The sequence below is a fragment of the Gemmata palustris genome, assembly GCF_017939745.1.
In the GTDB taxonomy this organism is placed as follows: domain Bacteria; phylum Planctomycetota; class Planctomycetia; order Gemmatales; family Gemmataceae; genus Gemmata; species Gemmata palustris.
In genome coordinates, this window is the sequence record NZ_JAGKQQ010000001.1 from 5,270,794 (window position 1) to 5,286,533 (window position 15,740).

At 64.8% G+C, this 15,740-nt stretch carries 8 protein-coding genes; 5 read left to right on the forward strand and 3 right to left on the reverse strand.

The window, feature by feature from the left end; all coding sequences use genetic code 11:
- Positions 1-300: 300 nt before the first annotated feature.
- The 3 genes from J8F10_RS21635 to J8F10_RS21645 all read left to right on the forward strand — a co-directional run bounded on the left by J8F10_RS21635 (position 301) and on the right by J8F10_RS21645 (position 8,946).
- Positions 301-4,023 carry a hypothetical protein gene (locus J8F10_RS21635; RefSeq protein ID WP_210657329.1) on the forward strand — a complete coding sequence of 1,241 codons (3,723 nt, stop codon included), beginning with the start codon at positions 301-303 and terminating at the stop codon, positions 4,021-4,023.
- 469 nt (positions 4,024-4,492) lie between these two features.
- Positions 4,493-5,644, forward strand: a complete 1,152-nt coding sequence (gene cfa, locus J8F10_RS21640) for a cyclopropane fatty acyl phospholipid synthase (protein ID WP_210657331.1) — start codon at positions 4,493-4,495, stop codon at positions 5,642-5,644.
- A gap of 89 nt (positions 5,645-5,733) precedes the next feature.
- The gene (locus J8F10_RS21645) at positions 5,734-8,946 is read left to right on the forward strand and encodes an ATP-binding protein (protein WP_210657333.1); all 3,213 of its coding nucleotides are present in this window, start codon (positions 5,734-5,736) and stop codon (positions 8,944-8,946) included.
- Positions 8,947-8,971: 25 nt separating this feature from the next.
- Here J8F10_RS21645 and J8F10_RS21650 read toward each other — a convergent pair whose 3' ends face one another.
- The 3 genes from J8F10_RS21650 to J8F10_RS21660 all read right to left on the reverse strand — a co-directional run bounded on the left by J8F10_RS21650 (position 8,972) and on the right by J8F10_RS21660 (position 12,857).
- Complete coding sequence (locus J8F10_RS21650; RefSeq protein ID WP_210657335.1) at positions 8,972-9,781, reverse strand: IS5 family transposase; 810 nt, start codon at positions 9,779-9,781, stop codon at positions 8,972-8,974.
- Between the two features lie 94 nt (positions 9,782-9,875).
- A complete protein-coding gene (locus tag J8F10_RS21655; RefSeq protein WP_210657337.1) occupies positions 9,876-10,664 on the reverse strand; it encodes an acyl-CoA desaturase in 789 nt (262 codons plus the stop codon).
- Positions 10,665-11,699: 1,035 nt separating this feature from the next.
- Positions 11,700-12,857 (reverse strand): aldose epimerase family protein, encoded by a 1,158-nt coding sequence (locus tag J8F10_RS21660; protein WP_210657339.1) that lies wholly within the window; start codon positions 12,855-12,857, stop codon positions 11,700-11,702.
- A 173-nt stretch (positions 12,858-13,030) separates the two neighbouring features.
- Between J8F10_RS21660 and J8F10_RS21665 the strand changes: the two genes are divergently transcribed.
- Positions 13,031-14,986: a YjhG/YagF family D-xylonate dehydratase gene (locus J8F10_RS21665; protein WP_210657341.1), complete on the forward strand. Its 1,956-nt coding sequence runs from the start codon at positions 13,031-13,033 to the stop codon at positions 14,984-14,986.
- Positions 14,987-15,306: 320 nt separating this feature from the next.
- On the forward strand, positions 15,307-15,651 hold the full coding sequence (locus tag J8F10_RS21670) for a hypothetical protein (protein ID WP_246523483.1): 345 nt from the start codon (positions 15,307-15,309) through the stop codon (positions 15,649-15,651).
- The last annotated feature ends 89 nt before the right edge of the window (positions 15,652-15,740 follow it).

A 15,740-nucleotide genomic window follows, 5' to 3' on the forward strand; every position in this document is an offset into this window, starting at 1 on the left:
TTGTTAATAATTAATTGATAATTATATAATAATAATATACAATATGCCAATTGTCGATGCGGCAGATTTGGGTAGCATCCGCCATTCGCTCACCCTGCGATCATCCCTGCGGCTGGGCCACTACTGGCGATTTCGCAGCGACTCTATTATTTCGTTGATGTCTCGCTGATCAGAGTCTACCATACTCATTTATCTTAACGGATTCCGCCATGGTCAACAACGCTAGGCTAATTTTTTGACTTGCATTAACTATGGCCAATAATACCCTGGGTTGTTCAAGTAAATCGGAGGATCCGTGGGATGTGGACAAAGACGAAAGCCCTATTGCCCACTGCGGCCTCGATTTTCTTCATCGAGGCCCCGTTTCTTACGCTCCTGTCCTTGGTCATGCTGCTCATTACCCTCGGGGTCGTCGATCTCGAATTGGGATTGTTTCACGTCGTGTGGTGGCCGTCGGTCCGCTGGCCGGAGCTCGAGGTCTTCCTGAACGGGGTCGGGGTGGCACTGCTGTTCGCGACCCTGGCGTACCTCGGCTACCTGATCCGGGCGCGGCGCGACCCGGAGGTCGTGCGGGATCGGGCGGGGTTGTGCTTACTCCTCGTCCTCCCGTTCATCCTCCTGTCGATGCTGCCCCTGCTGCCGGCCAGTTCCCTCGGGTTGTTCGTGACGCTGCCGGACACCCTTCCCGCCGAGGGCATCGGCGTGCGGTATTTGTTCGGCCTGGGGTTGGTCGCGGGCCTCGTAGGTTTCTGGGGCTTGGTCGTGGCAGTGTCCGTCAACTCACCGGACCAGCAATTCGACGTTTACCTGTTCCGGGGGACGAAAGCCATCGTGGTGACGTTCGCCGAGGAAGCCCCGTCCAAGGAAGCCGAGTTCGGCCCCGACAAACTCGTGTCGTTGTCGAACTGGAAAGGGGAGCCGTTCACCGAGATCGACGACGTCGAGAGGATTTCCGGCACACAGTTCAAGATCATCTTCAAACAAGAAGTCGGTGCGGAGGGATTGTACCAGTTCACGGTGAAAGCATGCCTGCCGCCGGTGGTGCTCCCCGCCGCGGTCACGCGGACGTTGCGCAGGCACCAGATGACGTTCACCGTGTTCTTCACGACACCGCCGGCTGCCTTCCACAAGGAGAACATCGCCGGCATTTGGCCGGAGGACGGTGGCGGGATGGTAGCAGTCGAGCGAGTGTCGCGGCTCCCGAACGTGCCTCACGCCTACGAGGTCGAACTCAAGGAGGCGATCAAGGATGAGAAGCGGTATTACGTCGCGTTCACGAGCAATCTGCCCGGTGTGGAAGGGCCGGCATCCGTGTCCCCGGTGCTCCCACAGGGGACGGAGAAATTCGTGCTGACGTTCGCAGCCCCGCCAGCGGAGGATCCGCCCGCGCTGGACCAGCTTGTCGGGGTGACGGACGGGAGCGGGCGCGCACTCCCGCACCCGCGGAACCCGACGAGGTTGTCGCCAACCCAGTATGAATTCGAACTCTCGATAGAGGCGAGGGGCAGGAGAGTGTTCGCCTTCGCGCCGGGTGGCGATTCGCCGCCCCCCACCACCTACGAGCCGGGTCTGCCCGAGGAACACGACGCCGACCCGCCGGTGTGGTTGCAGGCGAACGGGTTGTTCGCGCTCGTGCTGTTCTTCTTCTGCGTGCCGGTCGGGTACAGTATGGCCGACCCGCTGCACCCGGACTGGCAGAACTACTCGCCCCTGCCGATCTATCTCGTCACGGGGGTCGGGATCGCGCTGGCATTGGTGACGCTCGTGTTCGCCACGCCGCGGCGGGTGTGGTCGGTGTTCAGGGCCTTGTCCGGGGGCGTGCTTCCAAGCAACCGGCCGGGGTGGCTCCGCGAACGACCCCGGGCGGTTCGCGAGTTCGGGGTACTTGGGTTCGCACTCGTCGGCTCGTTCGCGTGGGGCGGGGCCACGGCCAACCTTCTCCCGAACGCCCCCACTCCGCTCACCCTCATCCTCCTCGTGACGGCCTTCCTCGTGTGGATCGGCCTGGCCTGGTGGCTGGGGGTGGGGCGGAACTCGGCCACCATCGTACGGCACGGTGCGACGACGGTCCTGGTGGTTCTGCTCGGGGTGCTGGTCGGGGCGATCTTCGCGAGCCCCCCGCAATACGGGAGTATCGGGAAGTGGTTCTGGTTCGGGGTAGCGATCGCCGTGATCGCGCTTTACATCTGCCGCACCTGGATCCGGTCGCAGGACACGTTCGCGCTGCTCCCTGGGCACCCAACGTGGCTGCTCCGCCTGTGCAGCGTGGTTTCCGCCGGGTTGCTGGCCGCGGTCGTGGTTCTCGCGACGTTCTCGAAGCTGCACAAGATGCCGGCCGCGATGAGCCTGAGCTTGCTGTTCGTGCTGTTCGGGATCGCGTACGGGGCGCTCAAGTTCTACGCCGACCGGAAGTTCTATCCGCTGCTCATCGCCGCCACGTTGCTAGTCGCCTTCGTCGGTGGCACCCGCCCGTATCAGCACCGGCTAGAAGCCCTGGCCCCGTACTATCGGCTCAACGATTCGGCGGGCCGGGAGCCGTGCGACCGGATGTTCACGGACGGAGTCGGTACGGGCAAACCGGACCTCGCCAAGTACGCGGGGTACGTCGAGGCTTACCAGAAGACGGCGAGGGACGAGAAGAACGGCCGGCTTCAACTCGACAACGACGACATCCTCGGGAAGTGGCGGGACAAGCTGAAGACCGACGCGAACTCGAAACCGCCGCTGGTGATCGTGACCACGGCGGGCGGGGCGAGTACGTCTGCGATCTACACCTACGCCGTCCTCCGGGAACTCGAACACAAGTGCCCCGACTTCCACCGCCACGTGCGTCTCATCACCGGGGCATCCGGCGGGATGTTCGGGGCCGCCCACTACCGCGCCGTGATCGGTGAGGTGTACGCACAGCACTCGGGCCTCCTCAAGGACAAGAAGGCCGAGTTCCGCAAGAAGTTGCTCGACGAACTCGACGCCCGCGAGAAGCAACTGGACGACGATTTCCTCAGCCCCATCGTCCAGACTATGGCGTTCAAGGATGTGCCGCGGCTCCTCGGGTGCCCGTTCGGTTACGCGGACGATCGCGGCGCGAGGCTCGAGTCGGCCTGGCGTCGGAGCTTGAGCAAGTCGGACGATAAGGCCGCCTTGGACGGCTCGCTCGAGCGGACGTTCGCCGAACTCCGGCAACAGGAGCAGGAACACCTGCTCCCGAGCATGGTGTTCACCCCGATGATGATCGAGGACGGCCGCCCGCTCGTCATCAGCACCCTGGACCTGACCGAAGTGACACGGACGAGCCTGAAGACGGACCCGCTCCGCCCGTACCGGGCGCTCGAATTCTTCAAGCTGTTCCCCGAACACGGGTGGAGCCTGAAGCTCTCTACGGCGGTGCGACTGAACGCTTCGTTCCCGTGGCTGTCACCGGGCGTGAGCCTCCCGACGCTGCCCCCGCGGCGGCTCGTGGACGCCGGGTACTACGACAACTACGGGATGGACACCGCCCTGGCGTGGATCGGCCGCGGGTGGGACGCAGACCCGACGAAGCCCACTCCCCGGCCTCTGACCGAGTACGCGTCCCGCGTCCTGCTGGTGAACATCCGGCCGTACATGCGGGACGACGTGACGGAGTCGCCGCTGAGCGCCGAGGAACTGGACTTCCGCAAAGATCGGACGCAACTCCGGCCCACGCTGATCGACCCCGCCGCCCCCCTGACCGGCCCACCGGAGGGCGGGAATGCGGCCCGGAAGACGGGGATGATCGCACGGAACAACAACCTGCTCGACACGCTGCTTCAGATTCCCACAGTCGGCGACCCGCCACCCGCGCCGAACCCCAAGCAGAAGTCGATCACCCTTCCCCCCGTGCAGGCCATAACCTTCCGCGGGAACAGTGTGGCGTCGCTGAACTGGACCCTCCCGAAGTGGGAGCGGACGGGACTTCGAGATACCGCGAGCAAGGCGTTCGACGAGAGCACGCCGAAGGGGGCAGAGTTGATGAAGGTGATGCGCAAGGGCCTTGGGAAGTGACGGCGCGCGACAGCCGCCACCACCGAAACAACACGAGCGGTCCTGAACACCGGCCTTCGTGCGGACACCAGTAACGTCACCGTCTATACGAGATGCCCGTGAACGAGCCCATCCCCGCCGCCCAACCTGCCGAGTTCTGCCAGGTGCTGGTGAGGGAACTCAATGCGATTCTGCAACGCCGACAGCAACTCCACGCCGGGCCGGCGACTCGTGTTTCCGACCTCCTGCCGACCTACCGAGCGCGGGAACGTTGCCCGGCTGTGAAAAACACGTTGTCGATTCCACTTCCTGCTAGAGTGTCACAATTCTCCTCGGTATAAGGTATTGACCTGGGATTTGGTCACCTGCAGCCCACGCAAAGTTCGCCCGATGAGATCACACTCTCCCATCGCGGAACCAATCATCGGAACTCGCGAGTTGCTTCACCCACGGTTCGTGCCGGGCAGCCGCGCCGTGACAGGAGCCGTACATGCGATTCGGGTCTGAGCGACGGGTTCGGAGGCTTCTCGAACGTGCTGATGTCTGCGTCGGCGGGAACCGGCCCTGGGACATTGAGGTTCACGACGGGCGGTTCTTCGGGAGCGTCGCGCGATCGGGCGCGCTCGGGGCAGGCGAGGCGTATTCGGCCGAGTGGTGGGACTGCCCCCGACTCGACCAACTCGTCGAGCGGGTCGTCGCGACGGGGGCCGTCGATCGGTTCGCGGGGTACCTCGGCCGCGCCCGCGCGGCCTGGCGGCGGGCGTTCGGCAACGGGCGGGGCACGGTCGCCGACATTCACTATGCCCGCGACCCGGCGTTCTTCCGGGCGTGGCTCGGCCCGACTCTGAACTACTCGTGCGGGTACTGGCGGTCGGCGACGAACCTGGACGACGCCCAGCGGCACAAGATGAGCTTGATAGCCGCCAAACTCCAACTCGGGCCGGGGGACCGGGTGCTGGACATCGGGTGCGGGTGGGGCGGACTGGCCCGGTACCTGGGGGAGGTCGGGTGCAGGGTGGTCGGGGTGACGAACACCCCGGCGCAGGCGGCGTTCGCGCAACGGCACTGTGCCGGGCTGGACGTGCGAATCCTGGGGTGTGACTTCCGCGACCCTCAAGTCCGAGCGGCCGGGCCGTTCGACCGGGTCGTTTCGGTCGGGATGTTCGAGCACGTCGGCCGCCGGCACCACGGCGAGTTCCTCAACTTGTGCCGACACGTGCTACCGCCCGGAGGGCTGGCACTCCTCCACACCATGGGCCGGACGACCCCCGGCGACTTCGACTCGTGGACCGATCGGTACATCTTCCCGAATAGTTACGTGCCGTCGATGGCGGACATTGTGGAGGCCGCGGCGGGGCGGTTCGTTGTCGAGGACTGGCACAACTTCGGTGCCGACTACGACCGCACCCTGATGGCATGGCACGCCGGGTTCGAGCAATGGGCGAAGGTCCAGTCCCCGCCGTGTGACCCGCACTTCTACCGGACGTGGCGGTACTACCTGTTGACGTATGCCGGGTACTTCCGGACTCGCCAGCGGGCGCAGTTGTGGCAGATCGTGCTGGCGAAGGACGGGGTTGCGGGTGGATACCGGTCGGTTCGCGACGTGTGCCCCACTGCCCGGCCCGAGGTTAAGAAGGTCTGAGGCCTCTTCGGCCGACGCACCGGATCCAAACCGTTCTGGGAGAACTTGGCCGGATTCCAGGCTCCCCGTCTCGCCGCAGGAGTACGCCCATGAGTAACGAATCCCCACCCTGGTCGCCGTCGCCGGGGTTCTGGAAGGTGCTCGACCACTTGCAAGGCACGAAACACGAGGCCGACCGGACCCACCCGAACTACGTCGAGTCGTTCCTGCTCGTGTTCGTCCACGGGGTACTCTCGACCCATGAGAGCACCTGGATGCGCCCGCAGAGTTGGCTCCGCGGGCGTCCCGCCGTGGACTTCCCGCAGCAGCTGCTCCTCCAACTAGGGGTAGACCTAGACATCCTGAACTTCCGCTATCCGAGCCGGTGGTGCCAGGAGGCGAACGAAAGCGACGCGGCGGAGAAACTCGCCACCTGTCTGAGCAGCCACTTCCAGTCCCACCGGAACATCGTCTTCATCACCCACAGCAACGGCGGGATCGTGCTGAAGCGGTTCCTCGCCGACGGGTTTGCCCTCAGCGTCGAGCAACTCGACCGCGTCATCACCCCCGCCGGAGACTTCGACCCGAAACTCGCCATGCACACGCCCTGGGGCCGGACCCGCGGGATCATCAACTTCGACGTGCCCCACTTCGGCGGGGCGAAGTGGTTGACCGACATCGGGGCCGCCGGGACCAGCCTTCTCGGCCCGGTGCTGCGGAAGTTCCAGAAGGTCCGCGAGGCATTGAAGCTCAATGAGCGGCTCGGGATTAACGCCCCGGTCTGGGGCTGGAACAAGATTTTCCGGGAGCTAAAGCCCACCGACGTGGAACTCAAAAAGCTCCACCGCGACCACCTCGCCCAGCTTACCGGGTTGGCGGATAAGCAGTACCCGGCCCCAGCCGTGCGGGATGTGATCGCGAACGAACCGGGCGTGATCCTCCTCCCCAAGCAAGACGTGCGAAAGGTTGACGCCGCCGGGAGGGTCGTGTGGAAGGACCAGGACGGACGGATCTATCAGAGCCTTCCCGGCAACCACTCGTCGGTCAAGGTTCCGTCAGGGTTCGACCAGTCGTCGCTGCTCAACTTACTGGCCGGGTCGAGTGAGGCGAGCGAGCGAGCGATTCCCGAGAGTGGGTGGCTCGGCGGGCTACGAGACTGGCGGAGCGTGACCGCAGCCGAGTTGCTACTACGGCGGCTCATCTGCGACCGCCTGATCCGCGCCGATCGGCCGATCGGTCAACCGGTGGACGTCACGACGCAGGCCGGACTGCTCGCGGACACCGTGAGCCGCATCGAGCGCAGCCAGACGCGGGTTCAAGTCGTCGGCCCGCCGGGAGTCGGGAAGTCCACAGTCCTGCGGCTCCTCGCCCGGAGGTACGGGGTGGAGTACCTGGCGAACTGGTACGACCGGAACCGGCGGCTGCCGCTCTTCCTCCAACTCCGCGACCCGGTATTCGCCTCCGTCCGTCCGCCCCGGTCGGTGCGGTCAGCGAACCCTGGTCGGCTGTTACTCCTTCGGATCGCGCGGGCGTGGTGCAAGCAGGCCAACGCGCTGCACGCGGACGGCGACTCGTTCACGGTCGGGTGGTTCGTCCGGCGGTTGCGCGACCCGGCTCTCCGGAGCGTGATCGTGGTGGATTCGATCGACGAATTCCTGGCCCAGCCCAGGCACCGCGACCTGACGCTCGAGGACATCGCCAGTGCATTCGGGGAACTGAACCGCGTATTCGCCGACTCGCCCAACGTAGCGGTGGTCGCGGCGACGCGGATCAGCATCGGCCCCGGCGACCCATCCGCCTCGACCCGTGAGCGGGTCGAGGGACTGGATTTGCTCGGGAAAGGGCAACCGACAGCGCCGCTCTGGGAGATGTCCGAGGAAGATTGCCAGATCAGTTTCCCGAAGGTCGGCGCGCTCCTCGATCGGGTCGAGGAGAACGTCCGCCGGATGCTCTTGACTCCGTTGTTCGCCCGCATCTTTAACGAGACCCCGACTCCCGACAAGCTCGCGGAGATGCTGACCAGCCCGACCGAGACGTTCCGGGGTGCGCTGGACGAGTTGTACCGGCACAGCGGGCTGCGCGACTCGGAGAAATTCGAACAGCACCCGCCCACCGGGTCCGCCTGGACGTCGGCTCTGGCCGTGGTCGCCTGGTGGATGCTCGTCAAGCTCCGGCCGTCACTCCCTGTCCCGCCCGAGACCGAAACGGGCGGCGACTTCTGGGGCGAACTCGACTCCATGCACGTCCCTGCCCTCCTGGCCAGCGGGGTCGGCATCCTCAAGGACCGGCAACTCCGCGACCTGCTCCTGAGCCGGACGATCCTGCGGCCCGTCACCACCGCGAAGGGGATGGACGAGTACGTGGTATATCACAAGGAGTTTGAGGACTTCTTGCGGGCGTGGTACCTGGCCGCGTGCATCGGAGTGGGGCAGTTCGGCGACCTCGCCAGCCGCGCTCTGAACACCCAGATCTTCACCGTCGCGGGGGAGTTGCTCCAGACACGCGGGGTCGTCATCGACCAGACGCTCGTCCGGCAGATCGTGAAGGAGTCGCGAGACCGGAACCACTGGTTCGTGTTCGGGAACGTCGGGGCGGTGATCGGGAACTCGTTCCTGGCGCTCCAGCCCACAGCCGTCCCCGAGTTGCTGGAAGTGCTGCTGCCGCCGGCACACGCAGGCGGGCACCCGGTGTCCGAGATCGACCCAACCGTGCGGATCATCATGCTCGCGAACTGGGCGAGGCGGGCGCTAAGGTGCGCCGACCCCAAAACGGCCAACAAAGACCTCGGTGCCAAGATTTTGCTGAACGGCCTGACCGCGGACGCCCCTGGCGGGCTGGCCGGTTACGCCGCCTCCGAAGCGTTCGACCCGCTGACCCGTAGTGTCGCCGCCTCCTACTTGAGGGAGTTCGCTGACCGGTGCGGGACAGCACTACCGAAGCCCCCACCGGGGAGTGGGTTTCTAGACGGCACCAGCGCGGTGGTCAAGAAGTGCGCGGCATTTCTCGACCCGAAGCAGGGCGACAAGCGGCTCACCCCGGAACAATACCAGACGCTCGAACAGGGGTGGTGCCGGGTGGTGCTGAGCATTCGTATGGAGGACGACCGGGTGATCGACGGGGACCGGGCAGTCATGGCCGTCCACTACTTGTTTGCCCTCGCCGCGGTGGTCCGCGCCAATGGCTCCCAGGACGCGGACACGCCCCGCGTCGTTCGGGAAGCCCTGGCCACCGCATCCCCGGTCGCCGCGCTGATGGCGATCCGGAAGAAGGCTCGATCGGATGACGAACTGGCCCGTATCTTCGACGAGGCGCGGAAGGTGTAACAGACGCTGACAAAACCCTTGTTTTTTAGATGACGCCGTCGTGGAGGATGCGGAAGCAAACGACACTGGCGGCCAGTGTTGTGAAGGCGTCCCGAATAACCCCGAGCCGGTCGTATCGGACGCGCATCCGCCTCAGCCCCTTGACCCAACTGATGGTGCGCTCGACCACCCAGCGAACCTTGCCCAGCCCGCTCCCGTGGGGCGTGTTCCGCTTGGCGATCCGCGGTTCGATCCCGAGCCACCGCAACAACAACCGGGTGGATTCGCTGTCGTACCCCCGGTCCGCGTACAGCACGTCGGGCAGATCCTTCGGTCGCCCCGGCTTGCCCCCGACCCGCGGGAAGGCGAGTACCACCAGGGGCAGGATCTGGCGTTGGTCGCTGGCGTTGGCCCCGGCCGTGCGGATCGCCAACGGGACGCCTTGGCGGCTGACCAAGAGGGTGTGCTTGGTCCCGAGTTTCCGGCGGTCCACGGGGCTGGGGCCGGTGTCCTCACCACCGCCGAAGGCTCGCACGTACACCCCGTCGACGATCACCACGTCGGTATCCATCTTGTCGGCCCGGCGGAGCAATCGGAGCAGATCGGCATGGAGCCGATCCCAGATCCCGCACTCCTCCCAGGCCCGGAGCCGACGGTGGGCGGTGCGCCCCGAGCACCCGAGTTCCTGGGGGACATCCTCCCAGCGATTGCCGGTCGCCAGCACGAACCAGATGACGCGAACCGCCACCTTGTTCCCGACCCTCGGGCGCCCGCCGGAGGGGCCAACCGGTTGCTCGGGTGGCAGGTGGTGGACAATCAACTCAAAGAACTCGTCGGGCATCTGAGCGGTTGCCATGACTGTAGCCTCCAACTGCGGGCTACACACCTATGGCGCAAACCTCATGCCAGGGTTTTGTCAGCGTCTGTAAGGTCCTGCGTGTGAGGCCGGGTCACCCACCGGACCTCGCGGCGGGTGCGTCCCCGGCGGTCGCCCGGTGGAGTTGGTCGGCCGGGAACTCGCGGACATCCCATACCAAGCGGAACCACGACAGGACACGGAGTACCGCCCACGTCACGTCCGGCTCCCACCACGCCCACCCCTGCCGCGCCGACCCCGGCGAGTGGTGATGGTTATTGTGCCACTCGCCGAGCGACACGACTCCCAGAACCCAGTGGTTCCGACTCTCGTCCGGGGTGGCGAACCGCCGGTACCCGCCCGCGCTGTGGCTGATCGACTGGATCCAGTGGGTCGTGTGTAAAAGTAGGACGGTGCTGACGCAGAACCCCCATACGAACCCGGTCCACCCGAAGAGGGCATACAGGCCAGCCGCGTATGCTGCGACGGCCAGGTTCGTAGACACGCGCGAATTCAGCCACCGCAGTTCCGGGTACTTCGCTAGGTCGGGGACCGCGGACAGGTCGGTGGCTCGGTTCTTTCGGTCGAGGAACCACAGCGAGTGGGCGTAAAGGAACCCGTGGTACCGCGGCGAGTGGAGGTCGTCCGGCGTGTCCGCGTGGCGGTGGTGATTGCGGTGCGTCGCGGCCCACCACAGCGGCCCGTTCTGCATGGTCAGCAGACCGAACAGGCCGAGCAAGAACTGCACCGGCCGCGACGTGTTGTAGCTCCGGTGCGCGAAGTACCGGTGGTACGCCGCGCTCAGCAGGAACATCCGCACGAAGTATGTGGCGGCGCACACCACCACCCCGGTTTCGGGGTCGGGTAAGAAAAAGATCGCCACACACCAGATATGCAAAACTGTATACGATGCAATTCCGACTATGCTGTAACGGCGAGAGTCTTTCACGGTGACTCCAATTTCGTGGGGCGCTCGAACGGAGTGGTCAATTAGATTTGTAGCGATGGGCCGCCATTCGAGCACCGGTGCCCGTACTCTCGACGAGCCTGCTGTTCACGACCCCGACGCCGTACCTGTGCATTGGCGTCCGGTCGCCATCGCCGTCACGATCAACGCGTTCCAGTCGCAGGCGGGATGTAACCGAAGAGCATGCCGCCACGGTTCGATACAGCTCGCCGGCATGCCTCAGGGTATGCTCCGAGTGCCACGGCGCCACACCGCGGGAGCGCAATTGCGCCTCGCCGCGAGCCCCGAGAAGCTCAATTGCAGTTCGCCTCATCTCCGCAAATGCGTGTTTACGACCCGACCGGAGTTTCGTTCCACGATTTCCCCGCGACATGCGCACTCGGCGGGAGACGGAAGGCAACCCGACCGGGAACTCTGAAGCGCACGGATGCCTTCCGTCCACAGCACGCGGACGGGTTTGATCGACCTTGGAGCACTTTTCAGCCCCACGACAAAGCAGTACACCGTCGTTACAAGGCCACGACAGCCCTTCGTCCTCAGTAACTGAATGGCCAAGTCGGGTTGCAACCAACGGCGTGACTCAGAACCCTTGCAGCAACTTGCAGCAACGAGGCGGAAAACCCTGCTCTTGCGGTCAAAGTGTGCGGTCTGTAAACTTCGAATACCCTAAGGGAAACCGCGGTTTTCTGACGATTGCGACGTTCGCGATCCGTGTTTCGGGACCAAGAGGTCGCTGGTTCAACGCTCAACCCTTCACCGAGCAAATCACCTTTTTCTAGCTGGTTTCCCTTCTCGCTGGCAGCAACCGTAAGTCCATTTCGAACGTTTGCACCCGCGAGAGCGGCCCAGTCGTGTTCGTGGTGTGCGAGCTGGCACACGTTATTACCGGGTGAGGACCGACAGCAGCACCCCGCAAGTTCGCGGGGTGTTGCTGTCAACGGTCGCCACTCACTATTTAAACTGGTAGATCGTCGTCTGCTTGTAGGTCTCGCCCGGCTTCAGGACCACGTTCGACTTGTCCTTCCACTCCGGCCGGTTGATCGAGTCCGGGAACTTCTGCGCTTCCATGCAGAACCCGTTGTACTGCTTGTATTCCGCACCGCCCTTACCCTTGTTCGTGCCGTCCAGGAAGTTGCCCGTGTAGAACTGCAGGCCCGGTTCGGTGGAAAGCACTTCCAGCACGCGCCCGCTCTTCGGTTCGACCACGCGGGCCGCCAGTTCGGGGCGCGCGGACGTGCCCTTGTCGAGCACGTAGTTCAGGTCGAATCCGATCGGCTTCCCGCCGGCCTTTTCCAGATCGGCACCGATCGTCTTGGCCTTCGTGAAGTCGAACGCGGTGCCCGCGACCGGGGCGATCTTGCCCGTCGGGATGAGTGTTCCATCGGCCGGGGTGTAGTTCTTCGCGGCGATCGTGGCCTCATGGCCCTTGACGTCGCCACTGTTGTGCCCGGCGAGGTTGAAGTAGCTGTGGTGCGCGAGGTTGCAGACGGTCGTCTTGTTCGTGGTCGCGCGGTAGTCGATCACGAGTTCGTTGTTGTCGGTGAGCGTGTACGTCACCTCAACCGCCAGCGCGCCGGGGTAGCCCTCTTCACCGTCCGGGCTGGTGCGCTTGAACGTCACGCTCGGCCCGGTCGCGGTCAGGCTCGCTTTGCCCTGCCACACCTTCTTGTCGAAGCCCTCTTTGCCCCCGTGCAGGGTGTGCGGGTCACCGTTCGCGAACAGCTTGTATTCCTTACCCTCGAGCGTGAACTTCGCGTTCGCGATGCGGTTCGCGCAGCGCCCGGCGTTCGTGCCGAAGTACGGGTGCCCCTTCAAGTAGCCGTCAAGGTTATCGAACCCGAGCACCACGTCGGCGAACTTGCCGTTCTTGTCCGGAACGTGCAGCTCGGTGATGATCGCGCCGTAGTCGATGCACTTCAGCACCACGTTGTTCTTGTTCGTGAGCGTGTACTGAAAGACGTTCGTCGGCCCCTTCTTGTCGTTGTCCTTCGGGGCGGGGATGGTGCCGTACTTGGTTTCCTCGAACGCCGGCCCGGTGCCGGCCTTGGGTTGGGCGGACGCGCCCGCGGTCAGTACGAGCGTGATACAGAGAGCGAGGAGAGTTCGCATGAGTCCTCCGGAAGCGAAATGGGGTGGGGACATGGTATCCAACCTCAAAGGCCAAGCTAGAGAATGGCCCCAAAGAAGCGCAAAAAGCCCATAATGAAACACTGAACGCTCGCGTCTCCCCATTTGTAGCCCGGTGCGCTTTTTCGTGGCCACTGCTGGCTTTGGAGCTTTCGATGCCGTCCGATGTTCTCGACACGCCCGAATCCGCGTACCAAATCGTCACCACCGGGAGCGGGCCGAAGGGCGCGCTGCCGCTCACGGATGAGCTCCTCCGCCACTCCCCGAGCGGGAACCTGTTCGGGTGGACGCAGAACGTCGGGATGGGCTGGAACCCGGCGCTCCTCGGCGGCAAGGAGTTCACCATTCTCAGCACGCACGGCGGGCTCCGGGCCGAAGACGGCACGCCGATCGCGCTGGGGTTCCACTCCGGGCACTGGGAGGTCGGGTTGCTCGTGAAGGCCGCGGCCGAAGAGTTCGCCCGGCTGCGCTGCATCCCGTTCGCGGGCGCGATCACCGATCCGTGCGACGGGCGCACGCAGGGCACCGCGGGGATGTACGACAGCCTGCCGTACCGCAACGATTCGAGTCAGGTGATGCGCCGGCTCATGCGCTCGCACCCGACACGGGCGGGCGTGATGGGCGTCGCGACGTGTGATAAAGGGCTGCCCGCCATGATGATGGCGCTGGCGTCGCAGCACGATCACCCCACGATTCTGGTACCCGGCGGGGTGATGCTCGCGGGGGAAGCCGACCACGAGGATACGGGGAAAGTGCAGACGATTGGTGCGCGGTACGCCCACGGCGAAATGACCATCGGCGAAGCCGCGGACGCCGGGTGCCACGCCTGTGCGTCGCCCGGCGGCGGGTGCCAGTTCCTCGGCACCGCGGCCACGTCGCAGGTCATCGGCGAAGCACTGGGACTGAGCTTGCCGCACTCGGCGCTCGCCCCGTCGGGGCAACCGATCTGGCTCGATCTGGCCACGCGGTCCGCCCGCGCGCTGTTCAACATGACGAATCGCGGTATTCGCACGCCGCACATTCTCACAGAAGCGGCGTTCAAAAACGCCCTCGCGGTGTTCGCGGCGTTCGGAGGGAGCACCAATCTTCTACTGCACACGCCGGCGATCGCGTTCCATGCGGGGATCAAGCGCCCCACGATCGAAGACTGGACGTTCTACAACCGGAAAGTTCCGCGCCTCGTTGACGCGCTCCCGAACGGCCCGATGAACCACCCCACGATGCGCGTGTTCCTGGCGGGCGGCGTGCCAGAAGTCATGCTCCACCTGCGCGAACTCGGACTGCTCGAACTCGACGCCCTCACCGCGAGTGGTGAAACGCTCGGCAGCAACCTCGATTGGTGGGCCAAGTCCGAGCGCCGAACGCGGCTGCGCGAGCTGCTCCGCACACGCGACAAAGTCGACCCGGATACCGTCATCATGTCGCCGGACGCGGCCCGCAAGCGCGGGCTGACGAGCACGGTCACGTTCCCAACAGGGAACCTCGCGCCGGACGGCTGTGTCATCAAATCGACCGCGATCGACCCTTCGGTGGTGGACAAGGACGGCGTCTACCGGAAGCTCGGCCCCGCGAAGGTGTTCATCCGCGAAAAGGACGCGATCAAGGCGATTAAGGGCGAAGGCGAGCGCAAGGTCGTTCCCGGCGACGTGTTGGTGCTGTGTTGCCGCGGACCAATGGGCAGCGGGATGGAAGAGACCTATCAGGTGACGTCTGCGTTGAAACACTTGAAGTGGGGGAAGCAGGTCGCAGTGATTACCGATGCGCGGTTCAGTGGCGTTTCGACGGGCGCGTGCATCGGACACGTCTCGCCCGAAGCGCTCGCGGGCGGGCCCCTCGGCAAACTGCGCGACGGCGATCTCATCCAGATCGTAATTGACCGCAACAAACTGGAAGGCACGATCGACCTCGTGGGCGACGCGACGGGCAATCACGGTCCGTTGTGGGGAATCGGGGAACTCCAGGCGCGCCCCCCGCGCCCCGACCTCGCCCCGGATCCGGCGCTGCCCGCGGACACCCGCTTGTGGGCCGCGCTCCAGCACGCGAGCGGCGGTGTGTGGGGCGGCTGCGTGTACGACCCGGACATGATCGCAGCGAAGCTGGCAGGAAAGTAGCGATGACGGAAAAGGAGTGGCTGACGTGTGGTTCTCGGATTCACATGCGCCGAATGCTTAAAGGTTTGGGGCGCGACTCGCCCCTCCGCTGGATTCGCTTCAACCTTACGTGCGTCGATCGTGTTCGCGACCTTATTGATGACGAACGGTGCCTGCACTTCCTCCGTGGGTTGGAAATCTACACGGGGGAGGTGCGTCGCGATCCGTTTCGGTCGTTTGATGACGAAGAGGCCGGGGTACGAGAAGCGATCCGCCACTTGTGGCAGCGTCGAGGGGATCCGCTCCGAGGTGCTCGTATTGCCGCCGCGCGAGCCGTTCTGATGGCTAGATCGCACTCATTCGCCACATCGGAAAATACCGCGATTGCCGTCCACCGGCAGTCGTATGGGGGACGAGAGGAGCGCCGCCGCCATTGTCCGCTGCTTCGAGACGTTTTTGGCAACCCGTTTCGCCCGCTCGCGTTTTCTACCGAGTGTCGCACCGAAACGGCACTCGCGCTCGCTCGTGGAATATACGAGTCGCGCGACTTCGGCGCGATGCCGATCTTGGCCGACGCGCTCCAAGACGCGGGCTGCGACAACCTCGACATCCTCAGCCACTGCCGCAAACCGGGTGAACACGTGCGCGGGTGCTGGGTCGTCGATCTGGTGTTAGGCAAGACCTGACGTCGGTGCAGGTCGTGCCTGAGCCTTGTGGCGGAAGGATCACCGTGCCGAGATTCATCTGCGCGGGTGCGGTAGCAGCTCGGGCGGTA

Excerpts from the sequence above, each read along its gene's own strand:
- J8F10_RS21645 (WP_210657333.1), top strand. The coding sequence starts at position 5,734 with ATGAGTAACGAATCCCCACCCTGGTCGCCGTCGCCGGGGTTCTGGAAG.
- J8F10_RS21650 (WP_210657335.1), bottom strand. The coding sequence starts at position 9,781 with ATGGCAACCGCTCAGATGCCCGACGAGTTCTTTGAGTTGATTGTCCAC.
- J8F10_RS21635 (WP_210657329.1), top strand. The coding sequence starts at position 301 with ATGTGGACAAAGACGAAAGCCCTATTGCCCACTGCGGCCTCGATTTTC.
- cfa (WP_210657331.1), top strand. The coding sequence starts at position 4,493 with ATGCGATTCGGGTCTGAGCGACGGGTTCGGAGGCTTCTCGAACGTGCT.
- J8F10_RS21660 (WP_210657339.1), bottom strand. The coding sequence starts at position 12,857 with ATGCGAACTCTCCTCGCTCTCTGTATCACGCTCGTACTGACCGCGGGC.
- J8F10_RS21670 (WP_246523483.1), top strand. The coding sequence starts at position 15,307 with ATGGCTAGATCGCACTCATTCGCCACATCGGAAAATACCGCGATTGCC.
- J8F10_RS21665 (WP_210657341.1), top strand. The coding sequence starts at position 13,031 with ATGCCGTCCGATGTTCTCGACACGCCCGAATCCGCGTACCAAATCGTC.